General features: G+C 46.5%; 17 protein-coding genes. 7 read left to right on the plus strand and 10 right to left on the minus strand.

The annotated features are described in order from the left end of the window. Positions 1–127 precede the first annotated feature (127 nt). Positions 128–1,027, plus strand: coding sequence for a glycerophosphodiester phosphodiesterase family protein (locus BC343_RS27625; RefSeq protein ID WP_078351040.1), 900 nt, complete (start codon positions 128–130; stop codon positions 1,025–1,027). 92 nt (positions 1,028–1,119) lie between these two features. Here the strand turns inward: BC343_RS27625 and BC343_RS27630 are convergent, their stop codons facing one another. Then, the gene (locus BC343_RS27630; RefSeq protein WP_078351041.1) at positions 1,120–1,440 is read right to left on the minus strand and encodes a hypothetical protein; all 321 of its coding nucleotides are present in this window, start codon (positions 1,438–1,440) and stop codon (positions 1,120–1,122) included. Positions 1,441–1,654: 214 nt separating this feature from the next. Between BC343_RS27630 and BC343_RS27635 the strand changes: the two genes are divergently transcribed. Then, positions 1,655–2,911, plus strand: coding sequence for an alkaline phosphatase family protein (locus BC343_RS27635; RefSeq protein ID WP_078351042.1), 1,257 nt, complete (start codon positions 1,655–1,657; stop codon positions 2,909–2,911). 43 nt (positions 2,912–2,954) lie between these two features. Here the strand turns inward: BC343_RS27635 and BC343_RS27640 are convergent, their stop codons facing one another. From BC343_RS27640 to BC343_RS27660, 5 genes are all read right to left on the minus strand, one after another. Further along, on the minus strand, positions 2,955–3,620 hold the full coding sequence (locus tag BC343_RS27640) for a TerD family protein (RefSeq protein WP_078351043.1): 666 nt from the start codon (positions 3,618–3,620) through the stop codon (positions 2,955–2,957). A gap of 17 nt (positions 3,621–3,637) precedes the next feature. Further along, positions 3,638–4,213: a TerD family protein gene (locus tag BC343_RS27645; RefSeq protein WP_078351044.1), complete on the minus strand. Its 576-nt coding sequence runs from the start codon at positions 4,211–4,213 to the stop codon at positions 3,638–3,640. A 478-nt stretch (positions 4,214–4,691) separates the two neighbouring features. Beyond that, on the minus strand, positions 4,692–5,828 hold the full coding sequence (locus tag BC343_RS27650; protein WP_078351045.1) for a TIGR03364 family FAD-dependent oxidoreductase: 1,137 nt from the start codon (positions 5,826–5,828) through the stop codon (positions 4,692–4,694). Beyond that, positions 5,825–7,156 carry a DUF5690 family protein gene (locus BC343_RS27655; protein WP_143822382.1) on the minus strand — a complete coding sequence of 444 codons (1,332 nt, stop codon included), beginning with the start codon at positions 7,154–7,156 and terminating at the stop codon, positions 5,825–5,827. The genes BC343_RS27650 and BC343_RS27655 overlap by 4 nt, the downstream gene beginning before the upstream one ends. 126 nt (positions 7,157–7,282) lie before the next feature. Next, positions 7,283–7,861, minus strand: coding sequence for a helix-turn-helix domain-containing protein (locus BC343_RS27660; protein WP_078351046.1), 579 nt, complete (start codon positions 7,859–7,861; stop codon positions 7,283–7,285). Between the two features lie 192 nt (positions 7,862–8,053). On the opposite strand from BC343_RS27660, the gene BC343_RS27665 reads away from it, so the two are divergent. From BC343_RS27665 to BC343_RS27685, 5 genes are all read left to right on the plus strand, one after another. Beyond that, a complete protein-coding gene (locus tag BC343_RS27665) occupies positions 8,054–8,647 on the plus strand; it encodes an HD domain-containing protein (protein WP_238381886.1) in 594 nt (197 codons plus the stop codon). Positions 8,648–8,913: 266 nt separating this feature from the next. Then, complete coding sequence (locus BC343_RS27670; RefSeq protein ID WP_078351048.1) at positions 8,914–12,192, plus strand: SusC/RagA family TonB-linked outer membrane protein; 3,279 nt, start codon at positions 8,914–8,916, stop codon at positions 12,190–12,192. 19 nt (positions 12,193–12,211) lie between these two features. Beyond that, the gene (locus BC343_RS27675) at positions 12,212–13,810 is read left to right on the plus strand and encodes a SusD/RagB family nutrient-binding outer membrane lipoprotein (protein WP_078351049.1); all 1,599 of its coding nucleotides are present in this window, start codon (positions 12,212–12,214) and stop codon (positions 13,808–13,810) included. Between the two features lie 67 nt (positions 13,811–13,877). Continuing rightward, positions 13,878–14,960: an alkaline phosphatase family protein gene (locus BC343_RS27680; protein ID WP_078351050.1), complete on the plus strand. Its 1,083-nt coding sequence runs from the start codon at positions 13,878–13,880 to the stop codon at positions 14,958–14,960. A 120-nt stretch (positions 14,961–15,080) separates the two neighbouring features. After that, positions 15,081–15,887 carry a glycerophosphodiester phosphodiesterase family protein gene (locus tag BC343_RS27685; RefSeq protein ID WP_078351051.1) on the plus strand — a complete coding sequence of 269 codons (807 nt, stop codon included), beginning with the start codon at positions 15,081–15,083 and terminating at the stop codon, positions 15,885–15,887. Between the two features lie 74 nt (positions 15,888–15,961). Here the strand turns inward: BC343_RS27685 and BC343_RS27690 are convergent, their stop codons facing one another. From BC343_RS27690 to BC343_RS27705, 4 genes are all read right to left on the minus strand, one after another. After that, on the minus strand, positions 15,962–16,843 hold the full coding sequence (locus BC343_RS27690) for a sugar phosphate isomerase/epimerase family protein (protein WP_078351052.1): 882 nt from the start codon (positions 16,841–16,843) through the stop codon (positions 15,962–15,964). A 138-nt stretch (positions 16,844–16,981) separates the two neighbouring features. Continuing rightward, positions 16,982–17,605, minus strand: coding sequence for a tetratricopeptide repeat protein (locus BC343_RS27695; RefSeq protein WP_078351053.1), 624 nt, complete (start codon positions 17,603–17,605; stop codon positions 16,982–16,984). Next, entirely contained in the window at positions 17,593–18,756 is a 1,164-nt protein-coding gene (locus BC343_RS27700) for a tetratricopeptide repeat protein (RefSeq protein WP_078351054.1), read from the minus strand. The genes BC343_RS27695 and BC343_RS27700 overlap by 13 nt, the downstream gene beginning before the upstream one ends. After that, the gene (locus BC343_RS27705) at positions 18,744–20,945 is read right to left on the minus strand and encodes an urea transporter (protein WP_078351055.1); all 2,202 of its coding nucleotides are present in this window, start codon (positions 20,943–20,945) and stop codon (positions 18,744–18,746) included. The genes BC343_RS27700 and BC343_RS27705 overlap by 13 nt, the downstream gene beginning before the upstream one ends. Positions 20,946–21,050 lie beyond the last annotated feature (105 nt).

Below are 21,050 nucleotides of genomic sequence, written 5' to 3' on the forward strand. Positions count from 1 at the left end.
ATGCGCTTGATTTTGGGATTCTCTGATGCTCTGGGCTTTAAACTTAATGTTAACGTTATAAAAGGTTAATGCTTTGCTGCCGTTTTGCCGACTTGGAACTGTTACGTTTGTTATTTAAAATATTCCTATGCGCACAAAACTATTTATATCTGCAGTTGCCGGCTTGGTGGCGCTATCGGGCTTTGGGTTATTTAATGCCGAAGTGCCTTATCCAAAATTCAGTACCGAAGCGCATAGGGGCGGGCGTGGTATTATGCCCGAGAATACTATACCAGCCATGAAGAACGCCATCGACATGGGTGTAACTACGCTGGAAATGGATACACATATCACCGGAGACGGGCAGGTGGTTCTTTCGCACGATGAATATATTAACCCGCTTTTCAGCCTCACTGCCGATAGCAAGGAGATAAGCCCCGATGATGCCAAAAAACTTATCCTTTATAAAATGCCTTATACCGAGCTGAAGCGGTACGATGTGGGCAGCAAACCTTGTAGTAACTTCCCGCAGCAAAAGAAACTGAAAGCCTATATGCCGCTGCTTAGCGATTTGATAGATTCGGTACAAACCTATAGTAAGGTAAGGCACAAGCCTCAGGTGTTTTATAATATCGAAACCAAATGTTCGGCCGAGGGCGATGGCTTGTACAATCCTGCGCCTGATGAATTTGTTAGCTTGCTGATGGCGGTGATAGAGAAGAAAAAGATAACGCCATGGGTGGTGATACAATCGTTTGATAAACGCACCATACAGATCATTAACAAAAAGTATCCGAAGGTACGCACATCTTACCTGGTAATGGAAAAGCATACCGCCGACGAGTATGTGGCCGAGCTTGGCTTTACGCCCTTCATCATCAGTCCGTATTGCAAAATTGTTGATGCCGCTTTTGTGAAAAGCTGCCACGATAAGAATATTAAAGTTTTACCATGGACGGCAAACAGCGCCGAAGAGATCAGCCGGTTGAAAAGTGTAGGTGTGGATGGTATCATATCCGACTATCCGGGTTTGTTGGTAGGGGAGTAGGTCGTTTATTGGAGATATAACGCGTGCCGCGGATAAAACAAAAGGCCGAATTTTCTGAAAATTCGGCCTTTTGTTTTTGGCTCTGTAGCGGCTTATTTTTTTACCGAAGCTTTGTATAGCTTCTTCATCTTTTTGGTGTCCTTTTCCAGTTGTTCTACCAACTCGTGTATCTGCTTGTTTTTTACGTCGGCTAGTTTGGGGATGATGAGGGCGCGAAGCTGGGTTAGCGACAATAGCTGGCTTTTCTTATCATAGAAGTTTAGGCCGGCAAAAAGTTCGGTTAAATGCTCGTCGCGCTTTTTGCGCAGCTTTACTTGTTCGTCGGCAAAATTAGCGTCGGTTATCAGTTGGTCGTAGTAATTGAAATGGACAAGATGGTCGGCAATTTCGAGTGTTACAATGTTGAAGTCCATAGGGTACAGTATAAAAATTGGGCTAAGATAAATAGATGGGAGCGGCAACCATGCAAGCTAACAAAAAAATAACATTGAGGAAATATGTGGCAGCGTAGATATGTAAATGTGCCGATCAAGATGACAAAATTGTGTGAATAAATGGAATGAAAATGCTTTATAAATAACATTTACTTAACTTTAATACCTTTAGTTTCGCCAATAAAAACTTGTTATGCGCCCCTTTATCAAAAGCTGTACGCTTGCCATATTATCTTTATCTATTGCCGTTGCTGCCAATGCGCAGCAGAAAACCAGGAAAGCTCTTTTTATTATTGCCGATGGCATCCCTGCGGATGTTATTGAAAAACTGGCTACGCCAAACCTTGCTGCTATTGCTAAGCAAGGCGCTTACCTGCGTGCCCATGTTGGGGGCGAAAAGGCGGGCTATTCGCAAACACCTACCATATCTGCCGTGGGTTATAACAGCTTGCTCACCGGCACCTGGGTAAATAAACACAATGTTTGGGATAACGATATTGCAAAACCTAACTATAGCTACCCAACCATTTTCAGGTTGTTTAAAAACCAATATCCTGATAAGAAAATTGCCGTTTACTCCAGCTGGCTGGATAACCGCACTAAGCTTGTTGGCGATGGTATGGATGCTACCGGCAAAATTAAGGTAGACTACCATGCCGATGGCTTTGAACTGGACACCATTAACTTTAAGCATGATAAAGAGAGTGCCTACATGCACCGCATTGACGAAAAGGTAATTGCCGAAGCCAGTGCCGGTATAAAAACAAATGCTCCGGATCTATCATGGGTGTATTTGGAGTATACCGATGATATGGGCCACCGCTATGGCGACAGCCCGCAATATTACGATGCCATTAAGATGATGGATGCGCAGGTAGGCAAAATATGGGAGGCCATACAATACCGCCAAAGCAAATTCAACGAGGACTGGCTCATCTTTATCACTACCGACCATGGCCGCGACGAGAAAACCGGCAAGAACCACGGCGGTCAATCGGCAAGGCAGCGCTCTACCTGGATGGTTACCAATGCCAAAGGCTTTAACGACTACGAGAAATACTACTACCCCGGCATTGTGGATATTATGCCAACCATAGTCCGTTTCATGAACATCAATATCCCGGTAAACTTTGCCCGCGAAATAGATGGTACGCCGCTAACCGGCCCGGTATCTGTTGCCATACCTACGGCCAATTTAGTGCAGGGTAATATCGATATTAGCTGGAAAGCGCTTTCCAAAGGCGAGAAAGTTAAAATATGGGTAGCAGCGACCAATAACTTTAAAGATGGCGGCAAAGCCGATGAGTATAAACTATTGGCCGAGTTGCCGATAGAACAGGAGCATGCACTGGTATCAGTAAAAAACACACCTTCGGCTATTTACAAAGTAGTTATTGAAGGGAAGAACAACTCAATAAATAGCTGGGTGGTTAACGAAGAAAAGAAATAAAACAAACGGGCGCTGTACTTTAACTTACAGCGCCCGTTTTATATCAGGTATACTGCTTCAGTAGGTCCACAAAGTTATCGGTGGTATGAGGCTCGCCAATGGCACGGAACTTCCACGAACCATCGTGCCGGTAAACTTCGGCAAATATCATGGAACGCATACCATTGTAGGTGCTGTTGCCCGATAGGCTGAACCTTGCAATTTCGCGCCCTCGTTTGTCAACCGCACGGATAAAGGCATTCTCCACCATGCCGAAATGTTGTTTATGCGCTTGCCCCATGTAAATGGCCACCACAAAAACTATCTTTTGGTATTGGTGCCCTAAATCGTTTAGTTTTACAATGATCTGCTCATCGTCGCCTTCGCCGGCACCGGTTCGGTTGTCGCCTGTTAGCCAGATGTGTCCCGATGGATGTTGCATCGAGTTGAAAAAGATGATGTCGCCGCCGTAATAGCTAATGCTTCTGCCATTGCTTTGGGGCTTTTTTCTACCCGTGTTTACTGCTTTGCCGTTGGCATCCAGCAGAAATGCTATGGCATCCAGGTCGTATTCGTCTTCCTCGTTTCCGAAAAGGCTGGCGAAGAAGCCGGTCTCTTTTTTTCTGACGTCCCAACCAAGGCCTATCGTTACTTCAGACAGGTCATAGTCGGTACCACCATCATTTTTGCGGAGGTCGATGGTTTGGCCTTTTACTAAATTGATAGCCATAATTTTATCCTCCCGGTTTATTTGATGATCTCGCCTTTAAAGTGTTTGCCCAGGAAATAAGCCAGGTCTTCGCGGTAGCCAATGCCCGACGCTTCAAATTTCCAGTTCACGTCCTTTTTATAAAGCCGGCCAAACTCGATACCTGTTTCTATCGAGAAATCCTCGTAGAGTTCGTATTTGGCTATTTCGGTTTTGGTGCTTTCGTCTACAATGCGGATATAGGCATCGCGCACCTGCCCGAAGTTTTGGCGCCTTTGTATGGCTTCGTGAATAGTTACTACGAAGAGTATTTCGGTAACACGCGGGTCTACCTGGTTAAGGTTCACGCTGATGATCTCGTCGTCGCCGCCATCGCTGTTGCCGCCGGTGGGGTCGTCGCCCGAGTGCGTTAAAGCACCATCTGGCGAAGCGGTATTCCCATAAAAAACAAAAAATTCTTCGGCCGGGATGAGGCGGCCCGCACCCACCATAATTGCAGATGCATCAAGGTCGAAAGCGAAGCCGGTGCCCTCGTTTGGGTTCCAGCCTAAGCCAACACTTATTTGGGAAAGGCCAATATTGATCCTTTCACCTTTACGTAGCGTAATAGCCATATTAGTATGTATAAAAATTGTTTAGATGTGTGTATGCCAGGTAATTTCCATGTTAAAACAGAATTGGCAACGGCCGATTGAGGTCATCGTCGAGTTCGGTGTCAAAGTAAATGACAAATTTTAGATTGTGCAACAGGAGGGATGTTACAACGGTAGGGAGGGAATTTTTAGATGTTTTGAGAATGTTTGAACGAGCGCTTTATTTGCAAGTCGCTAACCTTGCAGGCGGACCACGAGCGGGGACGCTCGCGGGAGCGATGGCATGCCGGGAAGATTTGACAACTTTCAAAAAGTTGTCAAATCTATTCGTCCAATTTTGTCATTTCGATGAGCAGCGGGAAGGTAAGTGCGGGCACGCGAAGAGAGATCCTCGACGCAATGCTAAGCGTTCATGCAAAGTGGTAATCGCATGCGTTAATACTAAACGTTCAAGATTTCTCGTCGCTTCGCTTCCCTCGAAATGGCATTTTTTTTATCGCTATCTATCAAACTTTGCCGCAATAACCTGCTCGCATAAGCCGAAAGACAGCGTCATGCCGTTGCCGCCGAGGCCGTTGATGATGGTCACGCCGGGCTCGGCTTCCATAATAAGTTCGGTTTGGCCGGTGGTCATTTTAGGGAGTATGCCGTGCCAGGTTTGTATTACCTTATCGTCTTTAAAGCGGGTGAAAGTTTTCAGGTAATCTAATATCAATTGATTGATGAAATCCTTGTCGAATGGGTCGTGCACCAGGCCGTACTCGTGCGAGTCGCCTACGGTGAGCTCACCCAGGTGGTTTTGAGCCGCCATTACGTGTACGCCCCATTTCAGGTGCTCGGCATACTGTACTTTATAGCGTTCGCGCAGCGCATCCAAAGCCGGTGCAGCATGGAAACCGGGGTAGTGTACCATGCTTAGGCTACCGCACAGGGCTGGACCAATGCGCCATTCATCGGGCTGGGCTATCAGGCGCATCATTTGCAGCTTGCATTTGGTGATATCGAAAGTGCTGAATAATTCGGGGTACAGTGTTTCAAAATCGGCTCCGCTGCAAACAAATACTTCGTCGGCCTGCCAGGTGCGGGTGCCGCTGCTTACAGTGTTGGTTTTTACGGCAGTAATAGCGGTGTTCCAGTGGAAAGTAACATCATAGCGTTCTGCCAGGTGCTCCGCAATTTTACCAATGGCCACGCGTGCTTCTACTATCATTTCGGCACTGCTCCAAATAGCGCCTTTCAAACCATCCGGGTTTACGGCCGGCGATTTTTCGAGTGCTTGTTGGGGGCTTAACAAAGCGCAATCGCGGTAACCCTTATTCATATCTACGTATTGCTCCATTACCTCCAGCTCATCATCGTGGTAAGCAATGTGCATCGATCCAACTTCATCGTGCCAAATACCGGCTTCAACAGCAGTTTGTTTCCAGATGCTGCGCGATAGCATGGCACGCTCATACAGAGCTCCGTTTGGCTGGCCTATGGGCCATACCATACCAAAATTGCGGATAGATGCACCAACGGCACGCTCGTTACGTTCGAAAACAGTTACTTCATAACCGCGCATGGCAAGCGCACGTGCCGTGGCCAGGCCAACAATGCCGGCGCCTATTACAATAGCTGATGGTATAGTACTCATATTGCAGAAAAATTTAGTTCGTTGTTTGTTTCGTTGCCGGTGTTGGCCGGTTTACGGCGGGCCGATTGCAGGAAGTAAATTAAAGATAACACACCGCAAATGCCGCCGATAACGGCCACTACCGATACACCCTCTTTAAAAAAAGCCCCCCAGCTTATGCCGGGCCTGCCCAGTTCTTTTATCAATAAAATGCTTACGCTGCCCAGGTAACCCATACTATCGGCCACATACATTACAAAGCCTATGTTGCTTTTGTAGTGGAAGGTAGCTATCATACGCTCGAAGAATACGGCGTTGTAGGGTACGTAGCCCATGTATAATCCTAAGCCTGCCATGGTCATCCAGCTAACGGGGCCTATCAATTTCATGGAGAACAGCAGGGTAGAAGCTCCTACTAAAATACACCCGCCTATAATGAACAAGTGGATGATGCTAAAGGCGCGCAGGTTTTTGCGTACCAGTATTAGTAAACTCATGGCTACCAGCACAATGAGGGATATGCGGGTATCAATAATGGCGTAAATGGTGCGGTCGGTAATGCCGAGGCTGCTCCATATCTCTACCTCGAAGTTATCGCGCACATCGCGCATAATGGTGAGCAGTACGTAGATGATAATGGTGAGCATAATGCCCGGGAAAAAACGAACGATGAACTGCCGGCGTTCCTGCGCGTTCATGGGTAAGCGTTCGGTACGGTAGGCTTTATCGGCCGCGGTTTGCGGGGGCATCATTTCCAGCAGGCAAACAAACAGCACCAGCGGCAGCGCAAATATGGCACCGGTAGCAAAGGGCATGTAAAACTCGTTAACATGGTACACATGTATAAGCGTTTGCCCGATAGTTTTTACAAAGCCCGAGCCGAATATTAAGCTGATAGACAAGACAGCCGCCATAAATTCGGTAGAGCGGCGGCCTTCCAGGTAGCCGAAAACCAGGCCCCATATCAGGCCAAGCGGGAAGCCATTGATAAGAAGAAAAACAATATTATAAGGTGCTGGTGTTAGGGCGAAGCCCAATAAGGCAAGCCAAGAGATACCCACCAGAATTAATATCATCAACCCGCGTTTAGCGCCTTTTATTTCGGCAATAAATTTAATGCCGTAAAACTTGCTGAGTGTGTAACCTATTATCTGCGCTATCACCAGCCATACCTTATAATCTACATGCAGGTATTGCTGCCCGGGGTAGGTACCTGCGGCAAATGCTTTACGGAAGGCATACATAGAAGTATAGCAGCCAAAAGCCGATATAGCAGCCAGTAACGAAACCAGCCAATAAGGCCACAAGGCTATGCGGCCACGCAAGGTGCTAACAAAAGTGTTTGCCATTTATCCGGGTAATTAGCAGAACATATCACCCCAATACGGTTAGATAATGCAATTTATTTGTTTAGCAATATTAAACTATGTTTATTAATGATAAACTAATTTAAAGTTAAGAAATCTTAAAGAGCCTTAATTGCGTTCCTCGAAAAAATAGATAACCAGCATGCTTGCCTTGCTTTTACCCATATTTTTGGGGGTATGCGAAATACGTCCGTCGAATAGCATCGAGTCGCCTTCTTTGAGGGTGTAAGTGGTTTCGCCAAACTGGTATTCGATGGTTCCCTTCAGGATGTATTTATACTCGTAAGCCTCGGTTTCTACCTGCGGGCGATGGGCATCGGGCTCCAGGTCTAATATTACAATGTCTACTGTGGAGTTTTTGATGCTTTGGGTAAAGATGCGGTGGTAGTGGAAACCTTCGGCATGTTCCTTTTCAAAATGTTCGTATTCGTCTTTACGGCGGATGATAAGCGGAAAATTGCTGCCTGCGGTATGTATATCTTTAAAGAATACATTCATATCTATCTCCAGCGCCCTGATGATATCAATAAGTACTACGAGAGAGGGGATGGTGCGGCTGTTCTCTATCTGCGAAATTAGCCCCTTGCTTACGTTGGCCCGGGCGGCCAGTTCCTGTACCGTTATGTTTTTTTCGCGGCGTTTATCCTTTATCCGGTTACTGATCTGTATCAGTACATCATCTTCCATTTGCTAAACTTAGGGTGGTTTACGGTGGCAAAGTAGGGATTATAATTAAAGGAGGCAAGGCGTTTAACCTAAATTAACAGAATGGTGTTGCAACATCAAATACGATTTGCCAATCGCTAAGTAATAAACCAAACCCATTTTACTGCATCGCCCAATAAAACTTAATTTTAACATAACATTAAAACCGTTTATTTGGCTCCCAAAATAAAAAGCCCCATGACCCTTACCAGCCGCACACCCGAAGAAATTGTTGACGAAGTTTTTGCCCTGTACGAATTGCATGGCGATGAAGACTATATAGGCGAACCCGTTTCGCAGTTGGAGCATATGTCGCAGGCAGCGGTCCTGGCCGAAGCAGAAGGGTACGATGGAGAGGTTATACTGGCAGCCTTTTTTCATGATATTGGCCATCTGTGCGCCACCAGCGAGAGTATGGATGGCATGGGCAATATTGACCACGAGAAACTGGGCCACGATTATTTGGTAGAACGCGGATTCTCTGAACGCCTGGCCGGACTGGTTAATGCGCACGTAATAGCCAAACGATACCTTACTTATAAATACCCCGAGTATTACGAAAAACTTTCGCCGGCGAGCAAAGTTACCCTAGGTTTCCAGGGTGGGGTGATGAGTGCCGAAGAGGCTGCGGCCTTTGAAACGAACCCTGATGCCGACCTTATAGTACGCATGCGCTATTGGGATGATGAGGCCAAACTGGAGCATATCCCCGTTGATAATGTAGCGCATCTGAAAGAGCTGGCGCTTGCGCATTTGAAGAGGGCTTAACGCAGTCCTTTAAAATTCGCTGATATAGCGATGGGGGCCAAACCCATCGTTATAGTTCTTTCAATCATATCCCTTACCTTTCTATTGGCAATGTTAACCCAACATAACCACGCCATCATGTAATTATTACCATCTTCAAGAGGGCTTAACCCTAACTACACACACTGATAAAGTTTACTTAATTTAAACTTAGTTTACTAATAATAAACAAAGTTTAGTATTGCAGCTACAAGATTCACTCTAAAAATCAGATTTTATCAAGTAGTATGAAAAACTTTTACCCCAATTTCAAGAGGCTTGCTTTGCTTATGCTATGCTGCCTTGCCCCCCTGTTTTTGTTTGCCCAAACAAAAATTACGGGTACAGTTAACGACGAAAACAAACAGCCGCTACCCGGCGTAAGCGTAATGCTGCAGGGTACAACACAAGGTACCACTACCGATGTGTATGGCCGTTTTATTATTAACGCAGCACCGGGCCAGGTGCTGGTGTTTAAATTTTTAGGTTTTGCCCAACAACAGGTAACTGTTGGCAACAGCACCACCATGGTGGTTGACCTTAAAGGGGACAGCAAAGCGCTAAACGAGGTGGTTGTAACCGCACTGGGTGTAAAAAAAGAGACCCGCCGTGTAGGTTACGCCCTGCAAACCGTAAATGGCGACGACCTTACCATGGCACGCGACCCTAACCCTATCACCGGCTTAACAGGTAAGGTGGCAGGTTTATCAGTTGGCCCATCGGCAGAGCTTTTGGGAGCGCCAAGCGTTAGGCTGCGTGGTAACGCTATTTCGTTATACGTAGTAGATGGTGTGCCTATCAACACCGATACTTATAACATCAGCCCTGATGATATTGAGACTTATACCGTACTAAAAGGCCCTGCTGCTGCTGCGCTTTACGGTAACCGTGCATCATACGGTGCTATTTTGATCACTACTAAAAAAGGCAACAAAAACAAAAAAGGCCTTACTGTTGATGTAAACAGCAGTACTGTTATCAACAGTGGTTTCCTTGCTTTCCCACGCGTACAAAAATCATACGGTGCGGGCGAGAACACTTTTTATGAATTTGTTGATGGTAAAGGTGGTGCACCGGGTGGTGTAGATGCCGACTACGACGTTTGGGGCCCGTACTTTAACGGCCAGCTGATAAAGCAGTACGATAGCCCTGTGATTGATGGCGTTCGCCAGGCTACGCCATATACTGCACGTGGTGCTAATAACTTGCAAAACTTTTTGCGCACCGGTTACCAAACCAATAACAACGTAGCCTTGAGCGCCAATGGCGACAGCTACAATGTCCGTTTATCGGTATCGCAACAGCACCAAAACAGCTACATCCCGTTCCAATACCTCGATATAGCCAATGCCAACATGTATGCATCGTTTAACCCTAACCCACGTTGGAAATTTGAGGGTAACGTAAACTTTAATCGCCAAACTACAGATAACTTCCCCGACGTATCATACGGCCCTAACAGCTTGATATACAATATTGCTGTTTGGACAGGTGCCGACTGGGATGTTAACGCGCCGGATATTAAAGCTATATGGCAGCCGGGTAAAGTAGGCATCCAATCGCAGTTTGCCGAGTATACCCGTTACCACAACCCATGGTTCATGACCAAGGAGTGGACCCGCGGCCATTACAAAAACAACACAAACGGTTACATTTTAGCCAACTTCAAGATCAATAACAACCTGAACGCTACTTTGCGTTCGCAAATTGATACTTATGGTTTGCTGCGTACCGAAAAAATGCCATTCTCGGCCCACCCTTACGGCCGCGAAGATAACCAGGGCGATTACCGCGAAGACCGCCGTAACCTGTGGGACAACAACAACGAGTTGATGTTAAACTATGATTACACCATTAAAAAGTTCCTGAACCTTTCGGGTTTGGTGGGCGGTAACCTGCGTAACTTTACATACAACTCTAACTGGGCATCTACAGATTACCTGAACGTACCTGGTGTTTATTCTTTCAGCAACTCTAAAAACGCTGTACAGGCCACCAGCTTTAGCTCGGATATGCGTGTACTGAGCGCTTACTACTCTTTGGATGCTTCGTTCGGTAAATATGCTACCATCAGCAGCACCGGCCGTATAGATAAATCGTCGGCCTTCCAAATGCCAACCACTTACTACTATCCAAGTGTATCGGTATCAACTGTGGTGTCTGACTATGTGAAACTGCCCGAGTTTATCACTTTCCTGAAAGGCCGTGCATCGTTCTCTAACATCCGTTCGGATGCTACTTCTACCACTATTGGCCCTGCGCCGTTCAGCTCTATCACAGCGTTTGATGGCAGCACCGGCCCATCGTTATTTAACAATCCGTTAGGCTACGGCAGTACCTACAACTCGCCATACAACGGCCCCGATTACTCGCTGGTAAGTTCATTCAGCATCAGCAAGCCTTACAACAACCAGGCGGCAGGTTATGCTACCGATTACCTGTTCCAGAATAATATTAAAACTTCTACCCGTGTAAACTACGAGGAAGGTTTCGATATCAAATTCCTGAACAACCGTTTAAGCGTTTCGGGTACTGCGTTCCAATATATCGACGGCCCGCGTATTTTGCCTAACGCTATATCAACTGCTACCGGTTATACAATTGAATATGTTAACGCTTTAAAAACCCGGAAAACCGGTTACGAAGGCTCTGTTAGCGGTACACCTATCAGAGATATGGACGGTTTTAGCTGGAACGTATTAGGTAACATCTCAACTTTTAAAGAGATCTACAAAGAACTGCCTCCGGGCCAGGATACCTATAACACCTTCTTTAAAGCCGGCGACCGTACCGATAAGCTTTACGGCTCTGCCTTTGTACGCAACCCACAAGGCCAAATTATTAACGATGCGGCCGGTAAACCGCTTATTAACCCTGTTGCACAGTTCCTGGGTAATATGAACAATAAATTCGCCTGGAGCATCTACAACAAATTCCAATATAAAAACCTGAGCATGAGCTTCCAGTTTGATGGCGCGGTTGGTGGTGTAATTGTTGATTATATGCATAACAAAACCATGCGTGGTGGCGCTAATGCAGAAACTGCTGAAGGTGCATTGGGCGCGGCCCGCTACAGCGATTGGCAAAACTTTGGTAAGGCCGGCTACAACGGTGCTTACGTAGGCGAAGGTGTTGTAATTGCCAATGGCCAATCTATCAACTACGACTCTAAAACCGGTGCGGTACTTAACTACAGCGCGCTTACTTATGCGCCAAACACCCAAACCGCTTTTGTGCAGGATTATGTAAGTAAATACTATAATGCTGATGAGGCCAACCTGATGAGCAAAACTTACACCAAGCTGCGCGAGGTAACCTTTGGTTTCAACTTCCCGTCAAACATGCTTAAAAACACGTTTATTCAAAAAGCTTCGGTATCGCTTTACGGCCGTAACCTGCTGTACTTCTACAAAGATAAACGCTTTAAGGATGTTGACCTTGACCAGTACAACTATGCTACCAGTCTTACCGGGCTGCAATCGCCAACTGTGCGCAGCTATGGCTTAAACGTAAACCTATCATTTTAATTAAAGCGACAGAACAATCATGAAAAAGATATTTAAATTAGGCATACTGCCGCTGGCGCTTACGCTGTCGGTTATAGGATGTAAAAAAAGCTTTGATGAACTTACCATCAACCATAACGTTCCTACGGCCGTTCCTGCAGCGTTGCTGTTCAACGGTGTGTTAAACGATATTAGCGAAATGCCCGATGGCTCGAAAGAAACCTACGCGCAGTACTATCTTAATAACTACGACTATTATGGTAACAACCGTTACGACTTTGGTGGCGGGGATGATTACTACACCACGCTTAAAAACGTGGTAGAGATGGAGAAAGCTGCAGCTGCAAGCGGTGGCCAGGCCATTAACCCATATGAGGCATTGGGTAAATTTTTCAGGGCTTACCTGTTCGGGAAAATGAGTTTGGAAATGGGCGATATCCCGATGACCGAGGCCCTGAATGGTTTGAACGGGCTGCAGCCAAAATACGATACCCAAAAAGCGGTAATGCTGCAATGCCTTACCTGGTTAGATAGCGCTAACGACGACCTTGCGCAGCTGATAGCTAAGCCGAATGATTTTGGAACCGGCGAAGGTACGGTATTAAAAAACGACATTTACTTGGATAACGACATTGCTAAATGGCAAAAAGTGGTCAATGCTTTCCAGGTGCGTTTATTATTACAGCTAAGCAGAAAAACTGCTGATGCCGATTTGAAGCCGGCTGCCCGTTTTGCTGCAATATTGGCTAACCCGGCCAAATACCCAATGATGGCCGGCAACGATGGTAATATGCAATTTACGTTTGTAACGCCAACCAACTATTACCCAATGACTCCGAGTAACTTTGGGCAATCAGGGTCGAGAAAAAACATGTCGGCAACTTATGTTGGTTTACTTACAGGTCTTCAAGACCCTCGCGTTTTTGTTACCGCAGAACCAGCCCGCGACCTGGTTGACAATGGCGGCCAAAGTGCAGCTGCTTTCAACTCTTTTGTTGGTGCCGATGCAGGCTTAGACCTGGGGGTGATGTATAACAATGCAGGCTTGCAAAAATACTCTTTCATCAACCGTAAGCGCTATTACTCAACTTTCGTAGGCGAACCGTCGGTACAGATTGGCTATCCCGAACTGATGTTTAATATTGCAGAAGGTATTAACCGTGGCTGGGCTACCGGCGATGCTGAAACCTACTACCAAAACGGTATTAAAGCTTCTATGGCTTCATATGGTATTCCTGAAACAGGTGGTTTTACTGCCTACTTCTACCGCCCGGGTTCGGATGATGTGAAAGCCGATAAAAACTACGATAAGTTTAACATCACTTTCAACTTTAACACCTGGTACAACCAGGCAACGGTAAAATACACCGCTGATGCTGATGGTTTGAAGAAGATATTGCAGCAACGCTATATCGCTCTGTTCCGTCACTCGGGCTTAGAGTCGTACTTTGACTATCGCCGCACAGGTGTACCTACTTTCACCATTGGTTCGGGTACGGGTAATGGTGGCCGTATAGCACAACGTTTCCAATACCCATCTGCAGAGCGTAATGCCAATGCTACCAATTACCAGGCTGCGCTTGATGCACAGTATGGCGGTAACGACGACATTAACGGCGTAATGTGGATACTTAAATAAACAAACAAAACCAAACGCAGGCGGGCAGTTAGTAATAACTGCCCTGCTTGTTTTAAACCAAAACGCTATGAAAAAATTACTGTTTATTATGCTGGCTGCCACATTGGCCATGCCGGCAATGGCGCAGCGCAAAACCAAAAACCTTATTGTGGTTACGCTTGATGGCATGCGCTGGGAGGAAGTTTACCGCGGTGCCGATTCGGCACTCATCAACTCTAAATTTACCGATGATAAAGATGGAGTGAAGAAAAGGTTTTGGGCAGCTACCGCGGAGGAGCGCCGTGCTATATTGTTCCCCTTTTTATGGAACACAGTGGCCAAACAAGGCCAGCTTTATGGCGACCGTGATAATGGCAGCATGGACGAGATAGCCAACCCCTACAAATTCTCATACCCTGGCTATAACGAGATTTGGACAGGCTTCCCCGATAAACGCATGAATACGAACGACCCTATAGTAAACCCTAACATGAACGTGTTAGAGTACATCAACAAACAGAAGGGCTTCGCGGGTAAGGTGATCGCATTTTCATCGTGGGAACGCTTCCCGCAGATACTCAACGTATGGCGTTCGGGCCTGCCGGTTTATTCGGGTTATGCTAACTTGAAAAACGCCGATGCCAATGCACGTTTAAAGTACCTGAACGAATTGCAGCAAAACGTTCCGCATTACGTAAACGATAGCACCCGCTCGGATTTTGTTACTTATGAGTACAGCAAAGAGTATATTAAGCAATACAAACCACGCGTATTATACATGGCCTTTGATGAAACCGATGATATGGCGCATGGAGGCAAATACAAACAATACCTGGAGTTTGCCCAACAGGAAGACGGTTTTATAAAAAGCCTTTGGGAAATGATACAGGCAGACCCATTCTACAAAAACAATACCACCCTGCTGATCACCTGCGACCACGGCCGCGGCTACACCCCGATAGAAAAATGGCGCGACCATGGCTCGGACGTAGTGGGTGCCGAGCAAACTTGGTTCGCTGTAATTGGCCCCGATACTCCGCCAATGGGCGAAGTAAAAGGCACCACCTACCACAAACAGCTTGCCCAAACCATGGCCCAACTGCTTGGCTTCGATTTTAAAGCTAATGCCGGGCACGAAGTAGGAGAGGCCGTGAAGACGGTGATAAAGTAAACCTTAATTTTCTGAACTCGAATTTTAAAGGAATTTTTGGAATGGGGCAGAATTTGATGTCTTACTTATCCTGTTAATTCAATAAATTCTTCTAAAATTCGAGTTCAGATATTTTTATCTATGCGCCACACACTCCTCCTCCTGATTTTATTCTTTTCGGGGTTAGATGTCGAAGTACTCAACCCACCCCCAAAGTCAAAGCACACCTTCATCGTCATCGCCCATCGCGGCGACCACGTGATATATCCCGAAAACTCTTTGGAAGCTTATCGCGAAGCCATCAAAAACGAAGCGGATTATATAGAGATAGACCTGCGTACTACTAAAGATAGCCAACTGGTAAGCATGCATGATAGTAAGGTTGACCGTATGGCCAATGCCAAAGGTGCATTAAGCAGTTTTACCCTTGCCGAATTGAAACAGCTTAAGCTTAAGGCGAAGGATAGCACCCGCACTTACCGCATCCCCACCTTTGCGGAGATACTGAAGCTGGCGAAAGGGAAAATAAACATCTACCTCGATTTTAAGGACGCCGACCCTGCCGCGGCTTACAAAATGATATGCCAATACCATATGGAAAAGCAGGTGCTGGTATACATTAATAGCGAAGCGCAATTAACGGGCTGGCGCAAGGCAGGGCCCGAAATGCCCTTGATGCTCAGCCTGCCTGATAGTGTGAAAACTGTTGCCGGTATGCAGCAGTTTACCCAAAAGTATCATCCCGATTTGTTGGATGGAGATTACAGCCAATATACCCGGAACATGCTTCTGCACGCGGCATTAACAGGTTACCCCGTTTGGCCGGATATACAAAGTGCTACAGAAGATGCTAATTGGGATAAAGCGATTGACAAAGGCTTAAAAGGCCTGCAAACCGACCATCCTGCGATGCTGGTGAAGTATTTGAAGGGTAAGGGGCTGAGATAGCATTTGTACAGATTTGACAACTTTTTAAAAGTTGTCAAATCTATTTGGGCGACATTATTACAGGGGAATGAAAATCAACCCCGGTTAACCGATCTAAACTTCGCCAAATAATCGTAACTCTGCTTAAGCGCATCGAAGACATCGATGATCGACTTATCCAATTCCAGCACCATATATTCAACATTTGCGGAAGAAGCGTTTATAATAGCGGGTATATTCTGTGTTCCCTGTCCGAGGGGAGTCATCGGGTCGGGGCTATCGCTGAGCAGCTTATCGTTAAATTCTGCGGGGCCATCTTTCAGGTGTATAAAGCGTATCCTATTTTTTAGTTTTTGGAGGATAGTGGCGGGGTTTTGCCCCGCAACTTTTACCCAGTATACATCCGTTTCAAAGAAGATGTCTGCATCCAGTTCTTCATGCAGTATTTCGTAAACTAATTTGCCGCCAACATGGTTGCGGTATTCCCACCAATGGTTATGGAGCCCAAAACGTAGTCCGTTATCTTTAGCCAGTTTGTTTGCCTTGTTGTAAATGCTGATCAGTTCGCGTGTGCCTTCTAAAGTACTGTGACGTTTATCTTCGGGCCAGCCGTGCCAGATAATTGTTTTACAATTGTAGCCATTGGCCAGCGCGGCCAGTTTTGCAATGTTATCTTTTGTGGGAATATCGGTGTGGCAAGATGATATCTTTAGTCCAAGGCTTTTTAATACGGCTGCCGCATGTTCATCGGTTATCTCTTTTGGCCAAAAGGCGGTTTCCACGTTTTTGAAGCCGATGGAGGCGAGCTGTTTTAAGCTTCCTTCAAAATCGTTGTTTATCGCATCGCGAATGGTGTATAGCTGCACCGACAATTGGTGCTGAACAGTTTTTGCATGCAGATCCATATAGCCGGGTAAAGTTGCAGCCATAAGCCCTACACCCGCCGTGCGGATGAAATCTCTCCTGTTGGTAGCCATGAAATTGGTTTTAAATTGGTGGAAGGAAGGTAGGGAATTTAATCCTAAAAGCTAAAGGTCAAATCCTAAAAGCTAAACTCTAAATTCTAAAGAAGATGTTCCAAATCCGAAATTGAAAATATGATATCCGAACCCTCTTTAGTTTTTCGCCTTTGCCAAGCCATCTAAGCAAGACACATCATCGGGTTTGATGATAAGCGCTTGCTCAAAGTAGTTGCGTGCCTGGGGCTTGTTGCCCAGCATCAAAAATGTCCAGGCCAGCATTTGGTTGCCGTCGTAATCGAAAGGGTATAAGCTTACTACCTTCAGGAAATATTTGCTGGCTGCATCGTACTGCTTGCGGTTGTAATAGATAACGCCGGTCCAGTAGTTGGCTTGGGTGTTTTGCGGGTCGGTTTTTAGGATGGCAGCGTATTGGGCCATCACCTTATCCCAACTGGCCAGCAGCGATAGGGGTTTTACGTAACCAAACTTAGCCTCGATAGAATTAGGTTTTATGCGCACGGCTTTGGCATAATAACCCTCGGATGCGGTATAGTTTTTACTGAGGAAGTACAGCCAGCCCAGGCGCAGGTTGGCGTCGTAATCGCCATCGCTGTAAAAGGGCTTTATGTAGTTTATAGACTCGGCGTAGTTCTTTTTCGCCTCTTCGGCATAGCTGTTTTTATAGGCGCGCTGTAAGGCCGCTTCAGACTGCGCGCGGGCATGCAGGGCAAATGCCAAACATGCAACAACCATAAATACCTTCTTTAAAACTTCCATGTAAGTCCCCCGGTTACCGAATGTTGGTTATAACTTGCTATGTGGTAAAAATCGTCTCTTTGCTCAAACGTATAGTTTACATATAAAATTACGTGTTCACCAAGCCGGTAATATCCCGTTCCGCCGGCCTTAAAAGTAGCAATATCTATAGCATTATACACGTATAAACCATCTGCATCTAAATAATTGTTAAGCTCGCCAATGGTGCTGTTGGCCTCAATCCAAAAATTATGGATTAGTTTGGCTCCAATTGTTTGGCTGTAAACCAGCTTGGTACCTCCCTGGTGCAGCAGGCTTGCCTTTGATATGATATAGAAATTGAGGTTGCCTGTGGGATAAGCACTCCATTGGAGGTTGTACTGCTGAAATGTGGTATCACTTATGTTGCCGAAGTGTGCATCAGCCTGCAGCACGCTGTTACCATCGGTATATTTAACGCCGGCCAGGCCAATATGGTTGCTATAAGTACCTACGCTGTATTGCGTGTTGAGGTAATGGTAGCCACCAAATACCGACAAATTATTAGCTACCGCATAGTTGAGTTTGCCATAGTATTCAAATTGTTTTATCGGGTGGTTTCGCTGTATACCCAAAAAACGGTGGTAAACATTTTGTCCGAACCAAGCTACCGATTCATCTAACACCAGCCGGTTGCCTAAAGTGTTTGATATACCGAAGCGGGTATAATTACCATTGCCGCGGCGCGGGTTTTTAGAGTATTTGATACTGTGCTCGGTAGAGGCACTGATGAAACGGTAAGCTGATGGCTTGGCGGCGTAGGTGCTATCGTCTACTTTGCCCAAATGGTAACCGGCGGCATCGTAACGGTTAAGGTACAGGTTGCACAGGTAGGCATAATAGTTGGCCGTTTGGTTGTGCGAATCGTGTTTCAATACCTCGCGGTACTCATCTAAGGCGGCGGTATAATTGCCCCTGATGAATTGTGCATAACCCATACGCAGGCGTAAAAGCGGAAAATCCACACCGCTTTGCACGGCACGCTCGCCATAGTTGATAAGCTGCTGCCAATTGCCCGATAGGTATAGCGCGTAGCTGGTGCTATCGGTTTGTTGGTAGCTATCCTGCTGCGCGCGTGCTACACAGGCGCTAAGCACAATTGTAAAGAGTAATATATATTTTAAGCCTCCCATCGTGCCTCCGTTTGTTTGCCGTTAACAGTTATGGTAAATTCGGTAAGGCGGTTGTTGGCCACCAAAACATCTGCACGCATAAATTGCTTGCTTTTGCCAAAAGCATTGTTGTAGCCATGGGCAGTAACCAGCAGCCCTGCACTCAGCATGCGGGTATAGCTTTGGTAGCTGCGGGTAATAAATCGGTAGAATGGCGAAACGGCATCGTACAACCAAAGCCCCGCCTTATTGCCTGCAATATTTACCGGGAATACATCCTGTGCTTTTACGCCAGCCTCGGCAGAAAAAATAACCTTATATGCCGCTATGTGGAATTGATAAAGTAATGATGTTCTTCCTCCATAAAATGCCGTGAAGTAAAAGGCTGCATCGTTACTTACAAAGTAGGCAATGTCGCCGCTCTCGTGGTGCAGCAGGTAAGTTTGGTTTAGTACATCGGTAAAAACCTCCCATGTTTCGGTAATGCCCGCCGCGGAAACTTTGGCTACATAACCGGGCTGGAAGGCGAATGCATGTTTAAGAGCCGATGAACCATCGATATTACTTACCGTGCTGTTTGCCGCCGGTATTTTAAAGCTTTGGAAATTGGTGCCGCCCTTGCTGCTTTCGTTAAAATAAGCAAGAGGATAGCTGATAGTTTTTGAACCCACATAAGGCGTGGCCTGCAATTGGAAATGCAGGTGCGGCTGTGGCGAGCGGCCGCTGTTGCCGCAAAGGGCCAGTATGTCGCCACGTTTTACCATGTCGCCCGGGTTTACCTTGGCAGAGTTTGGTTTAAGGTGCGATACCTTGCTGTATAAGCCATCGGCATGTTTTATTACGATGGTATTGCCCCAGTTTTCGCGGGTGTTTATTTCGCCGATGGGGTTATCCTCTACGTGCATTACCACGGTTTCTACCAGTCCGTCGGCGCAGGCCAATACGGGTTTGTTGTAGCAATAATAATCCTGCGGTTTATCGCCGGGGAGTTTATAGGTGTTGCCGTCTTCATCTTGCACCACAAAATCGAGCGCTTGGCCCCATTCGGCTTTGTGGGTAATGCCTCCATCGTAACCCTGCCAAACCGACCATGCGCCCATAAAAGGCAGCGACAAGTTGAGGTAACGCATGTCGTTCAAGCGCTGCTGTCCATTTAAGTACTGGTAAAGGTTGGCTTCGGGCGAGTAGTTTTGGTAAACCACCAGTGGCAGGTGATTGGGGTGTTCGCGCAGCTTCAAGAAGTACAGCATGCCCATCACCATAAAACAAAACGGTAATGACAGTACAGGCAAACTCCAGACAGCCAGCAGGTGCGTAAAAGCCCCCGTGAGTAAATAGCCAAGCGGGATAGTGACGAGTGCCAGCAAATAAGAACGCACCGATGGAACGATAAAGAAGCCGCTAAGCGCCATGCCCGCCATCATGAAGTTTACGCCTAAATGGTAGTGCCCCAAGCCATCGGGATAAATGCGGGTAAGCGAGTTGAACACGCAAGCCCCGATAAACGTAAGCAGCAATAAGCTAAAGCTGATACGCGAGTGTATAAGCACCCCAATACTAATAACCAACCCCGCAAAGGCACTATCCTGAAACAATATGGCGCTCACCGCCCTGAAGAATAACCGCAGGTAGAAAGGCAGAGGCAGCAGGTTAAAACTATCGAAAAGCTGGTGCGGGTGGGCGGTTTCGGTTACCGAAAGCTCGTTGAGCATATAGCTCTCCTTGGGTAGCAGCCCCATTTGCCCGTAACCATTGGCAGCCAATGACAAAAGCCAAAATACCAATACAAAGGGCAGTGATAAAGCGGGCAGCCCGCGTTTGGCCAATGTGGCAGTTAGTATAACTGATGCCATTACTACCAGCCCAGTACCTACCGCCAGCCAAATGCAAAAGGCTGCGTTGAAATGGAAGAAGCTGCCAAACCCCAAACCCAGTAACAGAGGATTAAAAGTATATAGCCCCGCCTGTGTGGCCTCTTTTTGGTAGCCCGATAATTTAAGCAATGCCAGTGCCGCACAAACAGCAAACAGGCCCGCTGCACCGGCCATAGGGTTAATGAACGAGGCACAAAGCAACAACACCGCCAGCGCATTATGCTGCGAAAAAAACACTACAGCATAGCTGTTAAGCAAAGCCTGTATAAATAAGAGTGTTTGTTTCTTCAATTGTTGTTTCTTCTTCTTTGCTGTAGCGATGGGTTTCAAACCCATCGCTACTAATAATATTTTATCAACGTCATGCTGAACTTGTTTCAGCACCCCATCATATAAGCCACAATGCAAGTCCGCTTTGTATGAGCGCTACCTGCCGTGTGG

It is taken from the genome of Mucilaginibacter pedocola (genome assembly GCF_002013915.1).
Classification (GTDB): Bacteria; Bacteroidota; Bacteroidia; order Sphingobacteriales; family Sphingobacteriaceae; genus Mucilaginibacter; species Mucilaginibacter pedocola.